The sequence below is a fragment of the Austwickia chelonae genome (assembly GCF_003391095.1).
Classification (GTDB): domain Bacteria; phylum Actinomycetota; class Actinomycetes; order Actinomycetales; family Dermatophilaceae; genus Austwickia; species Austwickia chelonae_A.
This window is the reverse complement of sequence record NZ_CP031447.1, coordinates 160,540-182,295: the sequence shown is the minus strand read 5'-3', so window position 1 is coordinate 182,295 and position 21,756 is coordinate 160,540. Positions and strand designations below refer to the sequence as shown.

The following is a 21,756-nucleotide window of genomic DNA, read 5'->3' as shown; positions in this document are numbered from 1 at the left end:
TCTCTTCTGCTCACCACCGTCGGTTCACGGTACGCCGTCTTCCTGCACTTACCCCGAAGAGGCCGTGGGGCCCATCAATTTCCCTGTTGTTCACAAGAATTCAACCATTTATCACTTATGTCATGAGTTGTCCGGATTCTAGGGTCACCACTGGTCGATCCCATCCCAGGAGGCGTCATGAGCACCCAGCGATCATCCGGACAGACTCTCGAGACCAGCGCGCCGCGCACCGGCCGACGCGCCCTCCCCATCGCGAGCTACGTCGTGGAAATGCTGGGCACCTTCTTCCTGACCCTCACCGTGGGTTGCACCGTCCTCACCCAGAACCCCCTGGCCCCCTTGGCGATCGGCGCCGTCCTCATGGTGATGGTCTTCGCCGGCGGACATGTCTCCGGCGCCCACTTCAACCCGGCCGTCACCCTGGCCGTCACGATGCGCGGCGGCCAGGCCAGCACCAAACTCCCCAGCTACTGGGCCTGCCAGCTCCTCGGCGGAGCCCTCGGCGCCTTCACCGCGGCGATGTTGACCGGGCAACACCCCACCGCGAAGGCCGCCTCGAACATGCCCGCAGCGCTCATCGCCGAATTCCTGTTCACCCTCGCCCTGTGCTGGGTCGTCCTCAACGTCGCCACCAGCAAGGACCACCCCGACAACAGCTTCTACGGGCTGGCCATCGGCTTCACCGTGCTGGTCGGCGCGGTAGCCGTCGGCGACATCAGCGGCGGCGTCTTCAACCCGGCCGTCGGTCTGGGCGCCGGCATCATGGGCCTGCTCACCTGGGAAGCCCTCCCGCTGTGGGCCCTGATCCAGCTCGTGGCCGGTGCCTGCGCGGCGCTGCTCTTCCGCGCCACCAGCCCGCAGGACCACTGATCCACTTCGCTCGACAGGCCGGACCCCGACCAAGGGCCCGGCCTGTATTTCTGCGCCCTGCCGACGGCTTTTCCGCCCAGGAAGCATCCAGTGAACTTCCTTAACGTCATGTTTCATGTCTGCTACGCAATACTCTGCGCGCCTCGGCGCCTTGATGCTCCTCACCCGTTCCAACGGCTGGGCTCGACCCTCGCTGATCATGAGACGGGCATCAATGATCGGGGCGACGGCCTTCGACCTCGCCGATGCCGGCTACCTCGACCTCTCCCACTACACCTCGAACGTCCTGAACTTCGACCTACTCGAGATAAACCCCTCCGCCAGCGCAGCAGACGCTCTGACCCGACCAGGGGTACTCGACGACGCCGAACAGCACATGGTGCGCCATTTCCAGGACGACCCCGGACAGAAGATGCACTCGATGATGCGCTGGGGCACCGCAGACCCCACCATCCTGGTGGCACGACCCCTGGAACAGGCCGGCGTCCTGACCATCGCTGAGAACGCCCTCAGCGACAAACTCCCGACGCTCTACCACATCAAGGACACCTCGATCGGGCTCGGCATCCGAGAACGCCTGCTCGATGTCCTGGAGGGTGCCACCCCCACCTTCACCGATCTCACCGTCCTGGCGATCCTGCTCGGCAATGAATCCATCGGATACCTTCTGGAGGACGACATCAGGCCGGAGACGACGAAGAAAAACGCCAAAGAATCCGCCCAGAGGATCGTCGACGAATCCCTGCCGCACTACACCCTGCGCAAAATCACCTGGCGTTGCCTCTACGAAGGCGGCTCCATGCTGCACGCTGCAGCCTGGTGACCCCATCGCACTGATCGGGCACCGACCCATCCCGCGAACACCCCAGTCGTTTTCCGAACGAAAACGGCTGGGGCACAGCTTTTGACGTCAGACCGCTCACAAAAATCCCGTCATCCCGCACATATGCCCTCCCGAACGGCAGAGTGGGGTCCAGAGACCCGACCGCGACGAAGGAGGCACCATGAACAGCCCACGTCCCCGAGTTCTCATCGGCTACGACGACTCCGAACAAGCCCGACGTGCCATCGGCTGGGCGGCCGACTACGCGCGCGCCCGTTCCTGGCCCCTCGAGGTCGTCACCGCGCGAACCCTGCCGCTGCCACCTTTCGGCCCCACCGGAGTGATCACCGACCCCTTCCTGGTCGACGACGGGCCGTACGAATCGGCGCTGCAACAAGCCTGCTCCGCATTGAAGAGCAGCCATCCCGAGGTCGAGATCACCTACCGCACAGTCGACCCCACCGCTTCACGCGCCCTCATCGAGGCCAGCGCCGAACCAGGGATCGTGGTCATCGGTACCCGTGGGCTCGGCGCGATCTCCTCGATCTTCCTCGGTGGGGTGGCCGACCAGGTCGTCACCCACGCTCGCGGCCCCGTCGTGGTCATCCCCGACCACCCTGACAGCGAGGACCACCCTGACGGCCCCGTCGTCGTGGGATACGTCAGCGAAGAGCACTCCACCCGTGCCGTCGAGTTCGCCGCCGAACAGGCCGAAGTCCTGAAACGTCCGTTGCGCATCGCCACCGCCTGGGATTTCGGGATCCCGGTTACCACCGAAGCCAGCCTGATGATGCCGGGCCCCGCACCCAGCCACGAAGTGATCGCCAACCTGAACCGCACCGTCTCCGAGGTGGCTTCCCGGGTCACTGCGGAACGGCCCGGTCTCGACATTCACATCGACGTCCAACACACTTCGCCGGTCGAACTACTCGTCGGGCACTCCCGTCAGGCCTCGATGGTCGTGGTCGGCAGCCGCGGCCATGGCGGATTCACCGGCCTGCTCCTGGGCTCCACCAGCCGACGCGTACTGCAGCACACCGAATCACCAGCGGTGGTGGTACCGGGCCAGTAAAAAGGCCCCGGTCAGCGGTGCTCCCCCCAGGCCTGCCACAGCTCCTGGAAAGGCCCCGGCCGGGAGATCAGCTCCTCCGGCGTCCCTTGGTCGACGATGCGCCCCTGCGCCATCACCACGACCCGGTCCGCGCTCACCGCCTGGCTCAGGCGGTGAGCGACCACCAGTGCGGTCCGACCCCGGATCACCGCCTGCGCGGCTTCGTCGAGGACCCCCGCTCCGGCGCTGCCCGCCTCGGCGGTGGCCTCGTCGAGCACGACGACCGCCGGGTCGGCCACCAGCACCCTGGCCAACGCCAGCTGCTGCGCCCGCGACGGGTCGAGCCGGTACCCCATCCGTCCGATGACCGTGTCCACGCCGTCGGGCAACGCCGACACCCACGACTCCGCGCCCACCTCGGCCAGCGACCGGTGCAGCAGAGCCGCTTGAGCGTCGGGATCGTCGGCGCCCTCCGCCCCTGGAGGCAGAGCCAACAGGACGTCCTCCCGGAGAGGACCGGAGAAGGTGTGCACATCCTGAGAGACCAGGACGACCCGTGGACGACCGGCCTTCTGCCGGGAGCCACCTCCGACGACGACCCGGCCGCTGTCCGGCTGCAATGTGCCGGCCACCACACCGGACAGGGTCGATTTACCCGCCCCGGAGGCGCCCACCACAGCGACGACCTCACCAGGGCGGACATGCAGGTCCACCTCGTGCAGCACTCGATGAGAACCGTCGTAGGAGAAGGAGACCCCCTCGAGCCGGATCCCGCCGTCACCTCCCTCGACGGAGGTGGGCGGCGGACGCCCCGGCAGGTCGATCACTCCTACGATCCGCCGTAAGGCCACCAGCGCCGCCTGGAAGTCGTCGAGGAAGAACAGGATGAACCGCACCGGGCCGAAGATCCGCACCAGGATCAACACCGCCGCAGTCGTTTCCCCGACAGAGACACTCCCCTGCCCGACCAGCACGTCACCGACCACCAACAGCATCGACACGGTCGCCGCTTCGACCAGCAGCAACCCTGCACTCAGGGTGATGACCAGCCGACGCCCGTGCATCCTCCGACGGCACAACGCCCAGGAGCTCTCGGCCACCAGCCGTCGACGCATCCTCTGCACTCCGTAGGTGTGCACACTGTCCAGCCCGTGCACCGTCGCCAGCACGTGACCGGCCTGGTGCGCCGACGACGCCCGTTCAGCCACATACGCCTGTGAGGCTCGCGGCCAGTACCAGCGGATCAGCAGGACATGCCCGGTCGCTCCGACGGCGATGGCCGCGAGGAAGGCCGGGTGGGCCGCGGCGATCCCCAACCCGGACACCGTGATCAGGATGCCGGTGGAGACGATGCGCGGAATGACCAACGTGGCGGCGTCGCGCGCGCGGGAGACGTCGTCGCCGATCCGGGAGGCCAGGTCGGCCAGTCCGGCACGTTCCACCGTCGTCTGCGGTAGGTCGAGTGCGGCGTGGAGCATCCGTTCTCGTAGTCGGGTCAGCACCGAGGCGAAGAAGGCCGGGGCGAGGGAGAGTCCGATGCCGCCGGCCACTCCGCTGGTGAGGATCGCAGCGATCATCGCCACGGCGTGCGGGGTGAGGCTGCCCGGTCCGGCGCCGGCCCGGACGGCGTCGACGATGCGTCCGGCCTGGTGGGGGACGACCAGGTCGAGCAGGGCTGCCGTGGTCATGGCGGCGACGGCCAGGACGAGGGTGCGCCGCAGCCCTTGTCCGGTGGCCCAGGCGACAGCGGCAGCACGTCGCCCGGTGGCCAGGGGCAGGGGTGTCCCGGTCGGGGCCGGTGAGGATGTTGTGGTGGTGATGGGAGGAACGCTAGTCGGTCGAGGCTTCGGGCGCTCGATCGTCGGTGTCCTCGATGTGGCGGACGATGCGGGCGGGGTTGCCCACGGCGACGACATCGGCAGGCAGGTCCTTGGTGACGACTGAACCGGCACCGACGATCGTGTTGTCCCCGATGGTCACTCCTGGCAGCACGATGACTCCGCCGCCGAGCCACACGTTGTTGCCCAGGACGATGGGTTTCGCCGATTCCCAGCGCGCCCGACGTGGCCCGGGCTCGATGGGGTGGGAGGGGGTGAGGAGTTGCACGTTGGGGCCAAGGAAGCAGTCCTCGCCGATGGTGATCCGGGCGACGTCGAGGGCGACGAGGTTGTAGTTCACGAAGCTGCGGTCGCCGATGCTGAAGTTGATGCCGTAGTCGAGGAGCAACGGGGGCCGGATGATGACGTCCTGTCCGCAATGGCCGAGCAGGGCTCGGAGCACCTCGGCTCGTAGGTCTTCCTGGCGTTCGGCGGTCGAATTGTAGGTTTCCTGTAGATCGGCGCACCGTAGGCGGATCTCGACGAGTTCGGGATCGTCCGCCTGGTAGAGGTCTCCATCGTCCATGCGCTGGCGCATCGTCCTGGTGTCCTGGTCTTCGGTCATCTCTTGAGGATGCCAAAAAACCTTCCAGGACAGCCTCTTACGCCTAGGAAAGCACCTGTCGATAGGCCTCGTCGGCGAGCAGGTCGGTGTGGCGGCCGCGGCGGCGGACCTGCCCGTTCTCGTCCAGCTGGACGACGAGGTCTGCCACCGCCAGCAGCTGTGGTGACGTGGTCACGAGCAGGGTGCCGCGGTCGGCCCGGATCTCCGGGAGGTGTGCCGAGATCCGGGCATTGGTCGCCGGGTCGACGCTGGTCGTCGGGTGGGTGAGGACGAGGAGCGGCCGGTCGGTGTACAGGGCTCGGGCGAGGGCGACCCGTTGCCGTTGCCCTCCGGAGAGGGCGCGCCCGCCCTCTCCGACCGGGGTGTCCCAGCCCAGGGGCTGGCTGGCGGCGACGTCATCGCAGGTGGTGGCACGCAGCACTGCGTCCAACCGGGCTCGTTCTACGGCAGTGACGGGTGGCCGGTCCAGGGTGATGTTCTCCAGGATGGTGCCGTCGAACAGGTCGCTCTGGTGGGGAGGTGCGGCGAGGGCGGCCAGGTGCGCGGCGGGAGTCAGGGTCTGGAGGTCGGTGTCTGCGAGCCGGATCGTTCCGGTTGCCGGGTCGCGACGGCGGGCGCACAGGTCGGAGAGGGCTTCGGCGTAGGTGCCGGGTGCGATCAGCGCGGTGATGCCTGTGCCGGGGAGTTCCAGGGTGAGGGGCGCGGTGATCAGCGGGGGAAGGGTGACCTGGTCGAAGGTGAGGGTGGGTGCTCCTTCAATGCCGGGGACGTCGCCGTAGGTGCGGGCCGGGGGGACGACGAGGAGGTCGACGACGCGGTCGGCCGAGGCGTGGGCGGTGCTGAGCACGCTGGCGGTGTCGACGCCGAGGCTGCGCAGGGGTGGGCCCATCGTCTGGGCGAGCCCGGCGACGGCGACGACTTCACCGACGGTGAGTTGTCCGCTCAGGCCGAGGTGGGCGGCGGTGATGGTGAGGGCGGCGACGAAGAGTCCGACGGCGCCTGCGATCGAGGAGCTGAAGATTCCTCTGGCTCGCCGGGCGGCGATGGTCGCGGCGAGCGCTTTGCGGCTGGTGTCGGCGAAGCGTTCGCGGGCGCGTTCTTCGGCGTCGAGCCCTTGGACGACGCGGAGTCCTGCGGTGAGGTCGGAGGCGGAGCCGACGGCGGCGGCTTCGGCGGCGCGTTCTTTGCGGGTGTAGGGCCGCAGGGGTCGGACTCCGTACACGGAGAGGGCGATGAGCAGGGGTGTGGAGATGGCGACGACGACGGCGAGGCGTAGGTCGAGCAGGCTGAGCACGATGAGGGAGCCGGTGACGGTGACGAGTTGGCCGGGGACCGAGGTGAGGGTGGTCATGCCGCGGGTGCTGGTGGTGACATCGGTGGTGGCGACGCTGAGCAGGTCGCCGGGCAGTCGTCGGTCGCCGGCGAGTCCGGTGGGGTCGAGGAGTCGGTCGAGGACGGCGAGGCGCAGGTCGTGTCCGGCGTGGTTGGCGCCGCGGTCGCCGATGAGTCGCATGAGGGTGGCGGCGGCGCGGAGGAGGTAGGCGGTGAGGATGACGGCGATCCACAGGGCGCCGCCGGTGAGGTCGCGGGCGACGAGGCCGGCGTCGATGGCGCGTCCGATGGCGAGGGGGATGACGAGGGTGAGCCCGCTGATGGTGGCGGCGGCGAGGGCGGTGGCCAGGAGTCGCCGGTGTTCGCGTCGGATGAGTCGTCGAACGAGTTGGGGCCCTCCGGTGAGGCCGGTGTGGTCGAGGGGCGGGGTGTCGCGGGTGGCGGGGTCGTTGTCCTGTGGCGTGGTGGTCAGGGTGTCCTCCAGGCAGGACGGTGTGCGGTGGCTGGTGGCGGGCGACGTGGCCACCCTACTGCCCGGGGTCTTCAGGGTGTGTGCACGTGGGGCTCTTAGGGTGGCGGCATGCCGGTGACTTTTGCCCATCCTGCTGCGGTGCTGCCGTTGTCTCGTTCTGGTCTTCCGTTGTCGGCGTTGGTGGTGGGCAGCATGGTCCCGGATCTGCCGTTGTTTCTCGGGGTGGAGGGTTTTTACGGTTTCACGCATTCGGTGTCGGGTCTGGTGACGGTGGATCTGGCGGCGGGGGTTGTGATCTGGTGGTTGTGGGTGGCGTGGTTGTGGCCCTGTCTGGCGGATGCGGCTCCGGGGGTGGTGCGGAGGCGGTTGCCGCCGGTGGTGCCGGGGCGGGTTCTGCCGCCTGGGGGTGTGTCGTCGGCTGGCCGGTCGTGGTTGTTGGTGCCTTTGGGGGTGGTGCTGGGGGCGGTGACCCATGCGGTGTGGGATGAGTTCACTCATGCCGGTCGGTGGGGTGCGACGCATATTCCGTGGTTGGCGGCTTCGCATGGTGGTTTGCCGGGGGTGTCGTGGGCGCAGTATGCGAGTGGTCTGTTCGGTCTGTCGGCTTGCCTGGCTGCGGTGGTGGTGGCGTGGCGGCGGCGGCCGGTGGGTGAGTTGGTGGCTCGTCGGCATCCTCGGTCGACGGTGATTCTGTGGGCGGCGCCGGCGGCGGGGGTCGTGGGTGCTGTGGTGGCGGCGGGGTTGTTGGCGCATGATCTGCGTTCAGCGGTGTATTTGGCGATCACGAAGGGCGCGCTGTCGGCGGTGGTGGCTGCGGTGGCGGTGGCGGTGTTCGTGGGGAAGGGGATGCGGGCGTGACGCAGCGGATGTCGATGTGGGAGGGCTACGAGCATTTGGTGCGTCGTGGCCTGAAGTTGCAGACGATCCGGGTGGACGATCCTTTCGCGGTGGGTCCGGTGGTGATCTTCTTCGAGAGGTCTTCGGGGGAGGTCGTGGAGATCCCGGCCGAGGTGGTCTCGGTGGTGTCGATGCGTCGGGCGGAGCTCACCGAGGAGATTGCCCGTGTGGATGGTTTCGGGTCGTTGGCGGAGTTGCAGGCGGCTTTGGACCGGCATTACCCGGGCCTGTCCGCGGAGGTGTCGGTCGATGTCGTCTCGTACTGCTTGGTGAGCGGTCCCGCTGCGGTGAGGTGACTCCTGGCGGGCTGTCTTCACCTTCCGATCAGCGTTGTTGCTGTTGTCCGGGGTTGTCTGGCAGCTCAGTTCACGAAAGACGCCGACAGGGGCTTCTCCATTCAGCTACTCCCCAAAGAAAAATTCGATTTATCCCCGCATTGAATGAAAATTAATTATTTACAGGCAGCAAAAAAAGTAAGAGGGGATCCCGCGCCCCCTTTCGACACGGATGATATATGATCAGGCCGCAAAGGGTACATTAGCGACCGATCGCTTCGACAGGGCCGGTCGCCATCCCCAACCCAGCCCTGTCACACTTTCGGGCGATATCTCGGACACCTGCTCGACCCCCCCCGGGGTCAGCTTGCACCCCCGACCGGCCCAGATTCACGTATATCGCTGTCAGTCAACGATATTCACGCATAAAGGAATTTCCTACATCATCTCCCCGAACCCCAAGGATGAAAACGCTTTGGAAGCAAAACGCATTTTCCCACAAAATATTATGTGACACGACACACTAGATTCCGCTTTACCCGCGATCAATTTCAGCGCCACCGGACCCGGCCAGCTCATGCTTCATATACGTGAGTTATCATACAACCTATGAAGACGGGCAAATTAAAAGAAATTCTCCAGCCGTTGCTGGAACGCCTGATGGCCTTCGATCGGGCTGCCATGACGCTGACGCGACTGGGACTCATCACCGTGACCGTCTGGATCGGCGGGCTGAAGATCATCCCCTACGAGGCCGAAGGAATCATCCACTTCGTCTCCAACAGCCCGTTCATGAGCTGGCTGTACAAGGACCCGGGTAACTACAAGAAGCACCGCAACCCCGAAGGCGCACTGGTCCAGGCCAACAAGGACTGGCACCTGATGAATGGCACCTACCCGGCTGCGCTGTTCATCGGCGCGATCATCGTGATCATCGGCATCATGATCGCCCTGCACTGGCTGTCGCCGCTCATCGGCGCACTCGGCGGGCTGGCCCTGTTCGCCATGAGCTTCGCCACCCTGAGCTTCCTGTTCACCACTCCCGAGGCGTGGGTCCCCAACCTCGGTGACGCCCACCACGGCTTCCCCTATCTCTCCGGGGTCGGGCGATTGGTCATCAAGGACGCCATCATGATGGGCGCATCCCTGGTCGTGGGCATCGACTCGGCCCGCATCGTCCTGGCCCGCTGGTCGGCGCAGGACGCGCAGGAGAACTCTCGGGCCGCTGCCTGATCCTCCCGATACCGCTAATCGACGGGTGGTTTCCGAAGCTTCGCTTCGGAAACCACCCGTTTGCCGTACAGAAGCACGAAGCGGGTGCCCTGCCCTTGCCCTATGACACGAAGCTCGAAGTAAAGAAAACCTCTAGAGATCCTCGAAACAGCAGAAATGAACCATCGTCCTCAGCCCGCCAGTTCCATACTGCAAGAGGAACCTTCTTTCCATGCCCAGAACTTCCGGGGATGGAACCGGGATCGGTTTCAGCGACATAGCGGCGAACAGGACACATCACTGAATCATTGATCGATCGGGGCATATGGGATCGTCGCCTAGCTCCACTTTCAAGGAGTCAATTTTGAATGTTACTTCAAGCCAAGTCATTAGGCATGGATTTTCCGGACGGCAAGCGACAAAGAACTATCTTTCAAGACATCAACTTCTCAGTACCTCCAGGGGAAAGCCTTGCCCTGACCGGAACCTCTGGATGCGGAAAATCCACGATTCTTAATATTCTCGGAGGACTTCTCACCCCGACGGAAGGCAGCGTTCTGATCGGAGATACGGTTCTTTCAGCAGTCTCCGCTTCCCAGCAGGCTAAATTTCGGTCCACGCACATTGGTTTTGTGTTCCAGGAATGGAACCTGGTCAGTTATCTCACAGCATTAGACAATATTGCCCTCCCCCTTCAGCTGAACGGGCTCACCGTCAAGGAGTCTCGAGCACAAGCCCAGAGCACCTTAGAAAAGGTGCAGATGGGATCGCTGTCACGCTCCTTACCGGAGCAACTTTCTGGGGGTGAACAGCAGCGCGTCGCCGTCGCTCGCGCTCTCGTCGGCGACAAATCCGTCATCCTCGCCGACGAACCCACTGGCTCACTGGACTCGATCAACAGCACTATCGTCATCGATCTCCTGATGGAGCAAGCACACGCTCGAGGGATGTGCTGCATCATTGCGACCCACGATGCAGAGATAGCCCACCGCTGTCATGAAGTTCTTGACCTAGAGCAATGTGATAAATCGCTTTCTTCGCAGGCGCGCAGGGAATATTCGTGAATGCCGTCGTGAAGAAGCTTCATCTATCCAGCACATTGACTTTAGCGGTCGCTCAAGTGCGCAAATACCACATCATGGTGTCATTAGCTTTTCTAGGGTGCCTCTCATGCCTGCTTCCACTGGCCACAGCCGCCAGTGTCGAACGTACGACATCCCTTTCACAAGAACAGATCAGGGAACGTTCCTATGGCACCTATGACGGGATCGTAGAGACTTCCGACGGTCGACCTTTGAGCGAAGAGGCCAGAGAGCTGCTCGGCCCACATGCCATGATGCAGCACATCGAGTCGGCTCAGGTCACGCATGAGGCGAAGTCCGCCGAAGCTACCGGAAGAATATTTCCGGCTGATGATCAACGACTCAAAAGTTTGACGGTGGTCAAGAACGGTTCGTTCTCCCCGGCCCCTGACTCACTCGCCCTGACTGAGGCGCTGGCCCAGCGAATCGGGGCAGCCGTCGGCAGCGAAGTCACGATCGACAACTCCAGGTTCACCGTTTCGGCAGTTCATGTCGACCCACAAGATATTCGACGCTTAGGCTGGGTGGCTCCCCCGTCCGCTGCAGATCGACTACCTGGCCTGACGGCCAGGTCGTCCTATCTGACGTCAACCCAGCCCGCGGAATCCTTCCTGACTTCCCATCACGCAAAATATCTCGTCCAGCCAGATACTGAAGTCAGTTACAGAACAAAGACTCATGGGTTGGGCCTGGGCAGCTCAGCTGCTTTGATCGCCACATTCCTCGTAGTTCTCATGGCGGTCCTTATCGGGTTCAGCTCCATCCTTCTGAAAGAGCAAGAGAAAGACTTCATCTGCCTTCATAGAGTGGGCCTGCCACAACAGGTGATCACGTTGTCGGCGATTTCTCCCCTACTGATTGGCGCGACCCTGGGGATACTGGCGTCCTATGCGGCTACCCCCCTGCTCACCGAGCGAATAGTGCGTGCTCTCGAGGAGAGACATGGGCAACTATGGGGAACCGTTAAAGATATCTCACCGGAATTCCGCTGGATCCTGACTCTCGCCCTGATCGCTTTTATAGCGGCGTCATGGTGGCAATGTCGAAGATTCTTCGCTGAATACATCCACCGTCGTTCTCAGAAAAATATTGCCGAAAGAACTACCGCAACCATCTGTATCGGACTCTTAGCGCTCGGAATACTCTGCGCCTGGATCGGTTCGACGAATCCGAACTGGCAACCGATGATCCTGGCCGGCATCTTCCTGATCGCTGTCGCCCTGTTCGTGCTTGTTCCACGCGTCCTTCCTTTGATGGCGAGACGTGTAGTGCGCCGCGCACTTCCTCCTCTGATCTCTGTGCCGATGCAGGCCGTAGCCCGTTCCGGACGACGAAACAATGGCATTGTCTGCGCTTTCACCGCCTTGATCGGTACTGCGGTGTTCATTCATGTCGTAGCTTTCGGTCTTCAGATAGGCGTGGCCGACTATCACGTCTCTCCACTCGACACCAAAGACAGCGTGGTCAATACCACTCGGGCCTTGACCCAGCAGGAACAGCAGCGCCTCGACACCAAGGCGACATGGCAACGAGGCATGATGTCGGACGGAACTCGCCGAGACTTCGTCTACGGCGGAAGCCACCAGGTCCTGTGCCGAAGCCTTCCCCCGGGCTCTGCTCGTCACCCCGCGGAAGAGGTGTGCCGTCAGGAGCAGCTGGGCTCCTTCACCAACTCGAATCTCACCATCGCCGATGTGGAGTCGGCGTCCTACCTGGCAGGCGCAGAGCTGAGCGACGAGGAGAGAAAAGAGTTCGCCGCGGGCCGGCTGGCACTCACCAAGGGCAGTGGCTGGCCGGACGTGGTTCCCGTAGGCACCTCGACGCCGGAGTTCACCGAAAAAGCAACCATCAGGACTCGCTCCTTCCCCTACCAGGAGCGCTCCGCGAACCACCCGGGGCTGGTGGTCTCCCCCGCTGTTCTCCGGCACTGGCCCTGGCTTGAGCTGGAGGACCGGTACGACTACGCCGTGGTCTCTCGCCCCGGTGCAGAGATCTTCCGTTCCCTCCCGGAGGATCAGGAACTACGCGCCCACTTCTACGAACGTTTCCGCAACAGTGCCTCTGCTCCGGCCGAAGCGGTCACGACATGGTCCGTGCTCTTCGCCATGGCGTTGACCGGTGCCATCGCGACATTCATCGTCCTGGCTTGGAAACGCCAGGACGCGAGGAACCGCGGTGTCCTCCAGGCCATCGGTTGCTCTCCGTGGATGGCCAAGGGCACCACGTCTGTCATGTTCACCGTGGTGATCGGTGTCTCTTCCGTTGTCGGAGCGGGGGCGGGTGCCTATCTGGCGTGGTGCATGATCCGACCGACGGTCATGGTGTTTCCACCGCTGTACGGGGCACTGGCCATCACCTTCGCCCCGGTCGTAGCGGCTTTGTCGGTCGTGTGGCTTTCCCGGAACGATCGCCCGATCACGAAGCGGGCGCAGGCTTGAACACGACAGCCTGCGCCCACTCGTGGTTCAGCGTGCGGTGACAGGCCGCAGGAAGTGCACCGGAACCGTGAATTCGTCCTCGTTGCCGTCGTAGTGACGCCCGGGCTTCGTGTCGTAGTCGCGGCTGCGGAAGGAGTTCAGCGACGGCGAGTAGGTGTCGACGGTCATCTCTCCGTGGCGTACGTCGAGTTGGAGCATGCGGATGAATCCGGCGTGCCCATTGCCGTCGGAGCCTGCGTTATAGGCCTGGTAGTCGGCCATCAGCTCGACGACCTGCCGTCCGGAGGGCCCGACGCCCTGACGGATGTTCCGGCCCACTCCGTGTTCGTGCCCGGAGATGACCAGGAAGACGTTCGGGTTCGGGTCGACCACCTGGGAGCGAACTCGTGCCCCGTCAGTGGAGAGTGCGGCGCCTTCGCCGTCCGGGGCTGGGCCGGGTTTCAGGTAGGCGTGGGTCGCGACGATCACGTTGTGTCCGGGGCGGGCCGCGATCTGCTGGTTCGCCCAGGCCGCTTCTTCCTCAGTCACCTGGTAGCCCAGGTGGACTACGGCGAAGTCGACTCCTCCGGCGTGGAATTCGTCGACGTGGTTGCTGTTGTCGCCGGGTTTCCAGGGTCCTTGGTAGTACGGTTGGGCGGCTTTGGCGCTGGCTTTGGTATAGCGGTCGGGGCCGAAGAACTCGTTGTAGACCGAGGCGTCTTTCCCGCGGAGGTTGTCGTGGTTGCCGGGGAGGACGCCATTGGGCATCCCGGCGTCGTCGAGGATGCGCTGAGCTTCGGAGGCTCGGGCGAATTCACCGCGGGCCAGGCCTTTGGTGCGCAGGGTGTAGCTGTCGATGAGGTCGCCGGTGTGCGCGGTGTAGGCGATCTTGCGGTGTCCGGCGTTGTCGACGATCCACTGGTTCATGCCTTCGTAGATGTCCTGGCAGCGTTCGCGGATCGAGGGCAGGATGCCGCTGCCGTTGGCGCAACGGGTCAGGTATTGGGTGTCGGTGATGTGGGCGATGGCCAGGTCGTAGGTGGCGGGGTCGCGGAAAGCCCCGTCCGGGGCTGAGTGCCCGGCCGGTGAGGCGTTCGGCCCGGTGCGGACGACGCTGAGGGCCGTCTCCTGAGCGGCGGCGAAGGTGGTCGGGATCGAGAGGGCGCAGGCAGTGGCTGCGGCCAGGGAGAGTGTGCGAAGGCGCATGCGGTGAGTCCAGCAGCCCCGCGCGGACGTCGGGCGACGTCCCGGTGACTGCACTCTGAACCATTCTCAGCCAATACCTTGACAGCTCAAGGATTTTCCGGAGAGTTCATCGGATGACTCCCGCGGAGCTACTCCCCGATGGAATACAGGTCGTCGAAGTATCCGCTTGCGCCGAGCATCACTGCGGCTTCAGCCAGTTCGTCGAGCCCGTCGCGGGTGAGCACGCCGCCACCGATGGCGGTTTCACGCATGTTCTCCAGGAAACGTTCGTTGAGGCTGCGCACCTGCGCACCACCCAGGCCGCTCTGGCCGGCAAACCGGGCCAGCATCTTCGCTTCTTCTCCGGTGATCCGGCCGTCTTCCATGACGGCGGCCAGTGCTTCGAAGTAGGCCTCGGCGGTGGCGTCGTCGACGTCATTGGCGGACATGGGGAGTCGGCTGATCAGCGAGGCCATCCACCCGTCCTGGCCCTTGCGTAGTGCGGTGGCCCTGGTGACCAAGCGGGGCCGCTCTGTCAGTAGGCGGTTGGAGTGACGGTAGGGCTCGCAGTCGTAGAACAGCGGCGCCTCGTGCCGGTCGAGCATCCGAGGCAGCAGCCGGGAGACCGCGCGGACGTCCCCCAGCGCGGTGTGTTTGTCGACCAGGGGGACCCCGGCCTGTTGGGCGAGGGTTCCCAGGGTGAAGTTCGCCGCTTGGAAGGTGCGGCGCCCCAACCAGAGCGTGCACAGCGCGGGCATGGGTGGCAGCCGGTATCCGGCGGCGGAGAACTCGGCGTGCAGGAAGGCCTCTTCGAAGGAGGCGTTGTGGGCGACGACGACGGCGCCGTCGAGCCGGGCCAGCACCTCGTCGGCGACCTCGACGAATCTGGGCGCCCGAGAGACGGCGTCCCGGGTGATGCCGTGGACGAACACCGGCCCGGTGTCGCGGTCGTCCGGTTTGATCAGGGTCGCGAATTCGTCCTCGATATTGCCGTAGCGGTCGATGCGGGCGATGGCGATCTCGACGATCCGGTCGCCCTTACGGGGGGACAGCCCGGTGGTTTCCAGGTCGATCACGGCGTACGGGCCGTCGTGTTCCCATCCGTCGACCAGCCCGGCGTAGGCGAACAGGTCGCCGCGCATCCCGGCTTTCACGAAGGGGAGTTCAGGGGAGTCGCTGCCCGCGCCGTCGCCCTCTGGGCCGTCGGGCCTCCCTCGGGTCTCCCAGCGGGGTGTGGTGCGGTGGTGGAAGGTATGGCTGTCCTCCTGGTCCTGCGGGTTCGGACGTTCCGGTTCGGCCTGGTCGTCGTGCTGCGCCCGGGAGTATCTCTCATCGCGGTCATCGCCGTCGGCGAGGTCGTCGTCCTCGACGTCACGGCGCTCCTGCTGCTTCCAGGTCTGCGCCCGGCGGAACATCCGGTGCACGAAGATGAAGAAGAGGCAGGTGAAGGGCGCGGCAATCACCGAGGTGAACAAGAAGCTCCCGACCTGCCCTTCGAGCAGCAGGATCACCGCGATGTACAGGCAGGGCGCTGCGACCACCCCGGAGGCCAATGCTCCGAGGAAGAGCAGGCCCTTGTGTATCGGGTCTCCGGAGTTCCGGCGGGGGGCGGCTCTCATCGGGTAACGCTCCACATGTCGACGGTGTCGACGGCGCAGGCCTGCTGCACCGGTGCCCTCATTGGGCGATCTCGACGATATTCCTCCCAGCTGAGGATCCTGCGTACGGGCTCAGCTGGCAAGCCGCCGGCGGCCCACAGGTCAGCGTTCGATGGCGGACGTCCGAGCGCCGGTTCACCCCTTGGCGACTCCGGCGACCAGTGCGTCGAGGGCTTGGGCGACATTCTTCTGGGCACCTGCGCTCTTCTCGCCGAGGCCGAATCGTTTGACGTACCAGGAGATCTCTTCGTAGGAGGCGTGGGTCTTGCCGGCGTCGTCCTCCCAGAAGAGCACTCGCAGGGGCAGGACGAGGCCCATGAGTTGCTGGTCCTGCATGAAGGGGGTGCCGCCTTGGGGGTTGCCGACGATGACGAGGGTGGTGGGGCGCAGTGTCGTCCCGGCCTTGGTGGCACCGGCGGCGTGGTCGATGGTGGCGAAGACGGTGAGCCCTTTACCGGTGGCCGCTTGCTGGAAGTCGGTGACGAGGCGGGGCACGGGGTGGGCGCAGTCGACGGTGCGGATGCCTTCGATGGCGGGCATGGCAGGGGCCTTTCCGGTGGTCGTGCCGGTGGAGGATGGGGAGGTCTGTGTGCCGCCGGGCGAGCAGGCGGCGAGGAAGGCGAGTGCGGCGGCGCCACCGAGCCCGAGGGCGACCCGACGGGAGATGTCGTGGTCGGGTGCAGGCGCTGGTTCGCAGTGGGAGCTGGTCATGGAGGGCTTCCTGGTCTCACGAAATGTGATGTGTCCCTCGGACCCTAACCGGCGATGATGCAAGATATATGAACGTCCGACGCATCTCCCCTGAATGCGAAACCTCCTGTGTCACAGGGTTTTACCCGGCAGCTTGCCAGCGGTCCCCCGTTCCTGCGGTCAATTCGGCGGGCCATGACCCGAAGCTCTGGTGGTACTCCGAGGCATCCGGCGCCTCTGTGTACTCCAAGAGCCCGCCGACCTTCTCGACGAGCACGTCCCGCACCTCCGCCGGGGTCGCGAAGAAGAACTCCCGGCGGAGGTTCGCGCAGTTGACCCGCCGGTCGGCGAAAGCCTTGTGGAGTTCGTTCTCCAGAGTGACCGCGTCGTCGGAGAAGAAGAGCGCATGCACGTCGTACTGGAAGGGCACCGAGGCACCACTGAGTTCGCGTACCCGATCACGAGGTTCGAGCCTGCGCGTCAACCCGATCTTGACGATCTGCGGCCCGAAAGCCCCGATATTGGAGATCACGTAGACATACCCGGCCCGCACGTTCGCCGCCCGGTAGTCGTTCGACTCGATCGCCGAATCGATCTCCACGAGACGTGCGGTCAGATCGACCGACGACTCGGTATCTCCGCTGGCCTCCAAAGCGGCCAGCGCGCTGACGTAGTGGGCACGTTCCTTGTCGAGCCGGGCCCGTTCCGCCGCGAGTTCGGCCTCGACCCTGCGCTGCTCACGCAACTGTTCGCGCTGCTCGCGGGCTTTCTCGCGCTCTTCCTGGATCTTCATGCGGTAGTCGGAGACCAGTTCGAGTTCTTCCACCCGAAGGGCGTGGTACTCCGGGTTGATCCGCAGCTCCATCATCGAGCCGAGCTTTTCGACGGCCTGGACGGATTTGCCCAGCCTCGTCGTCGCCGTGCTGATATTCCCGGCGCGCAGCGAGCGCACGCAGTTGTCGGCCTCGGCGTTGTAGGCCCGCAACATCAGCCGGGACAGGTCGCGGACCAGTTGTCGGCCGCGGGCGAGTGAACCGTTCCAGGTGAACATGTCGGCGGCCAGGACGGCCTGCCTGTCCTTGATCATTGCGTCGATGCGCGCTTCGATGTCGTCGAGCCGGGCCTTGTAGGCCGGGGAGTCTTCGAGCGGGTGGTGGTAACGGTAGATACCGACGTCTTGTAGCGCCCGCTGGTCGTCCAGCTGCACCATGTCTCCGACGGTGCCGTGGTGCTGGCTGCGGGCTGCGCTCAGTTCGGCTTCCAGTCGGGCGATCCGGGCCCGGAGCAGGCCGATGTCGTCGCTTTGGCCCGCTGCCGGGGCTGGTGGCGGGGTCGACGGTTCCGGTGCTCCCGTTCTCGGGACGGGCAGCGGTTCAGCTACGTGGTGGGGTGGGGGGTCAGCCTGCACTGCGGGGGTGTCCGCGGTCCAGAGCCGCCAACCGGCAGGTGGCTCGGGCCAGGTTGCTGGTGGCCGCCAGCCGGCGGGGGGCGTCCAGCCTGGTGGTGGGGTCGGCCAGCAGTCGGGCCAGTTGAGTCTCATTTGCGGCCACGGGCCCGGACGCCGACGCTGGCATCGGCCGGGGCCAGGTCGAAGGGTGATTTGGACAAGGCTGCGCCGAGGTGTTCGAGGGTGGACTGCGGCACTACGTTCGCCAGGTCGAAACCGTTGAATTCTTCACGCCCGGCGGCGGCGATGACCAGGGGGATGCTCTCGGCATTGCCGGTGGCCGGGGACAGCCGTTCGGTGGCGACCGTCATGGCGATGGAGTCGATCTTGCCTTCCCGGTCTGCTTCGAATACTTCGTGCAGCGTGCGGACGGCGACCTGCCAGACCGCAGAGGCGTACCGGTCTTTCTGCGCTTTGGCGGTGAGCGCGCTCTCCTGGATGGTGTCCTTGGTTTTCACGTACCGGTACGCCTTGACGGTGGGCACCACCGACGGCAGCGGCACTGTCACGGTGAGGGCCAGCTCCCGGGAGGGCAGGTCGAAGGTTCCGCTGTGCTGGACGGGGAAGGTTTCGGGGTACACCGAGTTCGACAGCACCAGGGCGACATATTCTTCGATGGCCTCGGGCAGGTCGAAAGCGAGGTTGTTCTGCAGCTGTTCGATCTCGGCATTGCGGCTCTGGGCTTCGGCTTCTCGGGCGCGGCGTCGCACCTCGTAGCTCTCCCGGGCCCGGTCCAGTTTGGCGAGCCGGTCTGCTTCGAGGTGCTGGAAGGCCGACCGTTTGGAGTCGACATGTCGGCAGTGCTCCCACCACTGGCGGTGCCGGTTTTCGTGGTCGGCGCGCGCTTGGGCGACGGCAGCTTCGTGTTTCTTCTTGCCGCCGAGCATCGCGGCCAGACCGGTGGGGGCCTCCGGTTCGACGTATCGCGGCTCAGGGGGGTATTCCAGACCGACCGGGCGGTGGGGCACGGCCAGGGCGCCCGGTGCGAAAGGCGGGTGGTCGATCTTCTCGATTTTCAGCGCGTCGAGGTCGATGTGGTCGTCGATCTCCAGGGTGGAGGACAACAGATTGTCGATCTCGGCGTAGGTCGATTCCAGCGCGGAGTTCAACGCGGCGGTTTCTGCCATTCGCGCTTCTGCGTGCAGTCGTTCTGTCTCGCGTTGAGCGGCTTTCTGTTCGGCCGCTGATGCCCGGGCAGAAGCTGCCATGGCCCGCGCATAGTCGCGTTGTGCTTTCTCGGCGGCCCGCTGGGCAGCGGCTTGGGCGCGCACTGCCGCAAGATGCTGCTGACGTTCACGCCGTTCAGCTTCCTTGATCTGCCGGTTGATCTCCGCAAGGAAGCCGCGTCTCCTAGCCATCACAAACCTCTCGAATCCATTCCAGAATCACTGGGTCCGTAATACACGACAGGAAATCCTTGCCTGAACTGAGTCTTACCTAAGCTTCCTGGTCACAGGCATGGAAAATTCAAAACACTTGTTCTGCAACCAAATTGGAAAAATGCTGGTGAGCTGCTGGCAAAAAATACGGCGACGATGTTTTTCACTGCCGCCTCAGATCCAGATGTTTCCCGTGCCAGCGTCGGCGTATCCACCGGTCGTGCGAAGCCATGACCACGGCCCCGGGATAGTCGGCAATGGCCTTCTCAAGTTCGGTGACCAGAGCCAAGGACAGATGATTGGTGGGCTCATCGAGAAGCAGCACCTCAGGCGGATCTGCGATCAGAACAGCCAACGCCAGACGCCTTTTCTGCCCCACGCTCAAGGTCTCCACCGGGCGCATCTCGTCCCGAGGGGCCAATAGACCGAAGGTGCTCAAGGGCACGCGCTCGGCGGTCGCTTCTCCCACGATGTCCGCATAAGCCTCTCGGGCGGTCCGGGCAGGCCCACGGCCACAGGGGTCAAGCAGAACACTCTCCTGAGCGAGCAGACCGACCCGCACCCCATCGGCCCGGGTCACCGTTCCCGAGGTCGGCGACAGATCACCGGCGAACAGGTGCAGAAGCGTCGACTTGCCGACACCATTAGCGCCGGTGACCAGCCATTTCTGCGTCGACCTCACCGTGAGGGAAGTAGGCGAAAGACGGCCAGCCACCGCCACATCCTGCGCATCGAGGACAACCGGCGGGCTCCCCGAATCGCGTTGACACGGCGGCTGCGAGCCGGCCAGGGTGAGGCCCCGGAAATGCAGTTCCGGCGGAGGTTTGCGGAGCTGTGACTTCTCCAGATCGTCCAGACGACCTCGCGCATCATTGACCCGCCGGGACACCGTCATCGCATTGCGGTCGGCGTAGAACTTCCGAGCGCTGCGCGCCTCCGTACGCGGCTCCCGGCCCGGATGCCCCACCACCTGGTTCTCCTGGATCGCCGCTCGTAGCCGACGCAGCTCAGCCTGTTCGCTCTCGTACCGGTGCTCCCACCGATCACGAATGTCACGCCTGGCCTGCAGGTCATCGCTGTACGTGCCGGTGAACCTGGAGATCCCGATCCCAGCCCCGGGGCCGTCCTGCACCAGCGGGGCTGCGAGCGCATTCGGCTGCGGAGAAGGATCGAGATCGACCAGATGAGTGACGACCTCGTCGAGGAAGGCACGGTCATGGCTCACGACGAGAACAGGACCACCCCACTGCGACAGCACGGCACACAGATAGGCCGTGGCGGCATCGTCCAGATGGTTCGTCGGCTCGTCCAACAGGAGCACGTCCGGGGCGGAGAGCAGCAGCCAGGCCAGCGCGAGCCGAGACCTCTGCCCACCGGAAAGCGCGCCGGTGGGCCGGTCACGAGGAAGAACCCCCAGCCCTAGACCAGCCATCATGCGGTCGATGCGCGCATCGACATCCCACACACCGAGCCGCTCCGCAGACTCCAGCGCGCGGTCGTAGTCCACAGCCGCCCGCTCAGCATGCTCGTCCGATGCCGCCGCCAGGCGTTCGGCTGCGGCCTCAACACCCAGCAGACAGCTGCGGAGATGAGCAACGGCCGACTCCAACGCCTGCGCCACAGTCGCCGTCGGGGAGAAAGGCACCTCCTGGTGGAGCAGGCCGATACGCGGGCTCGCATCGCCCGGCGCGGTAGCAGTGATCGTGCCGACATCCGGTACGAGCAGGCCTGCGGCCAGCCGCAACAAGGTCGACTTCCCCGACCCGTTCTCCCCGATCAAGCCCGTACGGGTACCCGCAGGGGCGGTGAAAGAAATATCGGTGAGAACCCGCTGAGCCCCATAGGAGAAAGAAACACCGTCGAATCGCAGATGAGCGAAAGCACGCGCAGAAGACGAAGTACGGGTAGTGGCAGCCATGACAGATCCTTGAGAGCAGAGCTACTCCCCACAGGGCACAGGCCACAGATGCAGGGACAGATCGAAAGTCATTGGCGCATAACCGGGATGCTAACAACAGACTGTCCCGTCGGAACAGCGATTTATCCCGTCGCGCGACAAAACGAGTCTGCGGACCAGAGCGAACGAGCGAAATGAGACATCCCGTGATCGAACGAAATGAACTCGGGTGGAGCCATCTGGTGGCGACCGCCAGCCTCACACGTCGACACTGCTGCCATCAATGCCTTGCCTAGCTACACCTAGGGTTGGCTCATGAGTGCGCGTACCGGTGGGGTCGCGTCCGCCTTCGGGTTTCGCTACCAGTACCTCGTTACCGTCGAGCTTCTCCTGGAGTACTACGAAAGTAGGACCGAAGGCTGGTCCGTCGACGTCGACCGCGCCGACCAGGATTCGGCCGACATCCTCGTCTTCGGAGCGGACCAGGCCGTCCCCAAGACGGCGATTCAGGTGAAGGCTTCGCTGGAGGCCTCATCCACGACGTTGGGTCTCCCCGAGTACCAACGGATCGTCAGCAAGTTGCACAGCGAGCACCCCGCCCCATCCCCGCCGTTGTCTATGACGCAA

Annotated in this window: 17 protein-coding genes; 8 read left to right on the top strand and 9 right to left on the bottom strand. The window is 64.8% G+C overall.

Annotation, left to right across the window (positions count from 1 at the left end; all coding sequences use genetic code 11):
- Positions 1 to 177 precede the first annotated feature (177 nt).
- From DX923_RS00840 to DX923_RS00830, 3 genes are all read left to right on the top strand, one after another.
- The gene (locus tag DX923_RS00840; protein ID WP_116112000.1) at positions 178 to 870 is read left to right on the top strand and encodes an MIP/aquaporin family protein; all 693 of its coding nucleotides are present in this window, start codon (positions 178 to 180) and stop codon (positions 868 to 870) included.
- A gap of 115 nt (positions 871 to 985) precedes the next feature.
- Positions 986 to 1,693 (top strand): hypothetical protein, encoded by a 708-nt coding sequence (locus DX923_RS00835; RefSeq protein WP_162872685.1) that lies wholly within the window; start codon positions 986 to 988, stop codon positions 1,691 to 1,693.
- A 181-nt stretch (positions 1,694 to 1,874) separates the two neighbouring features.
- Positions 1,875 to 2,765, top strand: a complete 891-nt coding sequence (locus DX923_RS00830) for a universal stress protein (RefSeq protein WP_116111996.1) — start codon at positions 1,875 to 1,877, stop codon at positions 2,763 to 2,765.
- Positions 2,766 to 2,776: 11 nt separating this feature from the next.
- On the opposite strand, the gene DX923_RS00825 is transcribed toward DX923_RS00830, so the two are convergent.
- Genes DX923_RS00825 through DX923_RS00815 form a run of 3 tightly spaced genes read right to left on the bottom strand, consistent with a single transcriptional unit; the run spans position 2,777 to position 7,044 of the window.
- Positions 2,777 to 4,660 (bottom strand): ABC transporter ATP-binding protein, encoded by a 1,884-nt coding sequence (locus DX923_RS00825; protein WP_116111994.1) that lies wholly within the window; start codon positions 4,658 to 4,660, stop codon positions 2,777 to 2,779.
- Positions 4,575 to 5,186 carry a sugar O-acetyltransferase gene (locus tag DX923_RS00820; RefSeq protein WP_205413074.1) on the bottom strand — a complete coding sequence of 204 codons (612 nt, stop codon included), beginning with the start codon at positions 5,184 to 5,186 and terminating at the stop codon, positions 4,575 to 4,577. Before DX923_RS00820 ends, DX923_RS00825 begins: the two co-directional genes overlap by 86 nt.
- Positions 5,187 to 5,229: 43 nt before the next feature.
- Positions 5,230 to 7,044: an ABC transporter transmembrane domain-containing protein gene (locus DX923_RS00815; protein ID WP_162872684.1), complete on the bottom strand. Its 1,815-nt coding sequence runs from the start codon at positions 7,042 to 7,044 to the stop codon at positions 5,230 to 5,232.
- A 54-nt stretch (positions 7,045 to 7,098) separates the two neighbouring features.
- On the opposite strand from DX923_RS00815, the gene DX923_RS00810 reads away from it, so the two are divergent.
- The 5 genes from DX923_RS00810 (at position 7,099) to DX923_RS00790 (ending at position 12,894) form a co-directional block, all read left to right on the top strand.
- Positions 7,099 to 7,848, top strand: a complete 750-nt coding sequence (locus DX923_RS00810; protein ID WP_116116070.1) for a DUF4184 family protein — start codon at positions 7,099 to 7,101, stop codon at positions 7,846 to 7,848.
- Positions 7,845 to 8,183, top strand: a complete 339-nt coding sequence (locus tag DX923_RS00805; RefSeq protein WP_240322690.1) for an ASCH domain-containing protein — start codon at positions 7,845 to 7,847, stop codon at positions 8,181 to 8,183. The genes DX923_RS00810 and DX923_RS00805 overlap by 4 nt, the downstream gene beginning before the upstream one ends.
- A gap of 588 nt (positions 8,184 to 8,771) precedes the next feature.
- Positions 8,772 to 9,395, top strand: coding sequence for a DUF417 family protein (locus tag DX923_RS00800; protein ID WP_240322689.1), 624 nt, complete (start codon positions 8,772 to 8,774; stop codon positions 9,393 to 9,395).
- Positions 9,396 to 9,742: 347 nt separating this feature from the next.
- Positions 9,743 to 10,438 carry an ABC transporter ATP-binding protein gene (locus DX923_RS00795; protein ID WP_116111989.1) on the top strand — a complete coding sequence of 232 codons (696 nt, stop codon included), beginning with the start codon at positions 9,743 to 9,745 and terminating at the stop codon, positions 10,436 to 10,438.
- On the top strand, positions 10,435 to 12,894 hold the full coding sequence (locus DX923_RS00790; protein WP_116111987.1) for an FtsX-like permease family protein: 2,460 nt from the start codon (positions 10,435 to 10,437) through the stop codon (positions 12,892 to 12,894). Before DX923_RS00795 ends, DX923_RS00790 begins: the two co-directional genes overlap by 4 nt.
- 27 nt (positions 12,895 to 12,921) lie before the next feature.
- Here DX923_RS00790 and DX923_RS00785 read toward each other — a convergent pair whose 3' ends face one another.
- The 6 genes from DX923_RS00785 to DX923_RS00760 all read right to left on the bottom strand — a co-directional run bounded on the left by DX923_RS00785 (position 12,922) and on the right by DX923_RS00760 (position 21,150).
- Positions 12,922 to 14,079, bottom strand: coding sequence for a metallophosphoesterase (locus tag DX923_RS00785; protein ID WP_116111985.1), 1,158 nt, complete (start codon positions 14,077 to 14,079; stop codon positions 12,922 to 12,924).
- 128 nt (positions 14,080 to 14,207) lie between these two features.
- On the bottom strand, positions 14,208 to 15,677 hold the full coding sequence (locus DX923_RS00780; protein WP_116111984.1) for a 3'-5' exonuclease: 1,470 nt from the start codon (positions 15,675 to 15,677) through the stop codon (positions 14,208 to 14,210).
- Between the two features lie 174 nt (positions 15,678 to 15,851).
- Positions 15,852 to 16,427 carry a DUF302 domain-containing protein gene (locus DX923_RS00775; RefSeq protein ID WP_116111982.1) on the bottom strand — a complete coding sequence of 192 codons (576 nt, stop codon included), beginning with the start codon at positions 16,425 to 16,427 and terminating at the stop codon, positions 15,852 to 15,854.
- A gap of 121 nt (positions 16,428 to 16,548) precedes the next feature.
- Positions 16,549 to 17,946, bottom strand: coding sequence for a DUF4041 domain-containing protein (locus tag DX923_RS00770; protein WP_116111980.1), 1,398 nt, complete (start codon positions 17,944 to 17,946; stop codon positions 16,549 to 16,551).
- Complete coding sequence (locus DX923_RS00765; RefSeq protein ID WP_116111978.1) at positions 17,943 to 19,211, bottom strand: hypothetical protein; 1,269 nt, start codon at positions 19,209 to 19,211, stop codon at positions 17,943 to 17,945. The genes DX923_RS00770 and DX923_RS00765 overlap by 4 nt, the downstream gene beginning before the upstream one ends.
- 184 nt (positions 19,212 to 19,395) lie before the next feature.
- Positions 19,396 to 21,150 carry an ABC-F family ATP-binding cassette domain-containing protein gene (locus DX923_RS00760; protein ID WP_116111976.1) on the bottom strand — a complete coding sequence of 585 codons (1,755 nt, stop codon included), beginning with the start codon at positions 21,148 to 21,150 and terminating at the stop codon, positions 19,396 to 19,398.
- Positions 21,151 to 21,756 lie beyond the last annotated feature (606 nt).

What these genes read in the sequence shown, in the direction of transcription:
- DX923_RS00840 (WP_116112000.1), top strand. Translation starts at nt 178, where the DNA reads ATGAGCACCCAGCGATCATCCGGACAGACTCTCGAGACCAGCGCGCCG.
- DX923_RS00835 (WP_162872685.1), top strand. Translation starts at nt 986, where the DNA reads ATGTCTGCTACGCAATACTCTGCGCGCCTCGGCGCCTTGATGCTCCTC.
- DX923_RS00830 (WP_116111996.1), top strand. Translation starts at nt 1,875, where the DNA reads ATGAACAGCCCACGTCCCCGAGTTCTCATCGGCTACGACGACTCCGAA.
- DX923_RS00825 (WP_116111994.1), bottom strand. Translation starts at nt 4,660, where the DNA reads ATGTCGTCGCCGTGGGCAACCCCGCCCGCATCGTCCGCCACATCGAGG.
- DX923_RS00820 (WP_205413074.1), bottom strand. Translation starts at nt 5,186, where the DNA reads ATGACCGAAGACCAGGACACCAGGACGATGCGCCAGCGCATGGACGAT.
- DX923_RS00810 (WP_116116070.1), top strand. Translation starts at nt 7,099, where the DNA reads ATGCCGGTGACTTTTGCCCATCCTGCTGCGGTGCTGCCGTTGTCTCGT.
- DX923_RS00800 (WP_240322689.1), top strand. Translation starts at nt 8,772, where the DNA reads ATGAAGACGGGCAAATTAAAAGAAATTCTCCAGCCGTTGCTGGAACGC.
- DX923_RS00795 (WP_116111989.1), top strand. Translation starts at nt 9,743, where the DNA reads ATGTTACTTCAAGCCAAGTCATTAGGCATGGATTTTCCGGACGGCAAG.
- DX923_RS00785 (WP_116111985.1), bottom strand. Translation starts at nt 14,079, where the DNA reads ATGCGCCTTCGCACACTCTCCCTGGCCGCAGCCACTGCCTGCGCCCTC.
- DX923_RS00780 (WP_116111984.1), bottom strand. Translation starts at nt 15,677, where the DNA reads ATGAGAGCCGCCCCCCGCCGGAACTCCGGAGACCCGATACACAAGGGC.
- DX923_RS00775 (WP_116111982.1), bottom strand. Translation starts at nt 16,427, where the DNA reads ATGACCAGCTCCCACTGCGAACCAGCGCCTGCACCCGACCACGACATC.
- DX923_RS00770 (WP_116111980.1), bottom strand. Translation starts at nt 17,946, where the DNA reads ATGAGACTCAACTGGCCCGACTGCTGGCCGACCCCACCACCAGGCTGG.
- DX923_RS00765 (WP_116111978.1), bottom strand. Translation starts at nt 19,211, where the DNA reads ATGGCTAGGAGACGCGGCTTCCTTGCGGAGATCAACCGGCAGATCAAG.
- DX923_RS00760 (WP_116111976.1), bottom strand. Translation starts at nt 21,150, where the DNA reads ATGGCTGCCACTACCCGTACTTCGTCTTCTGCGCGTGCTTTCGCTCAT.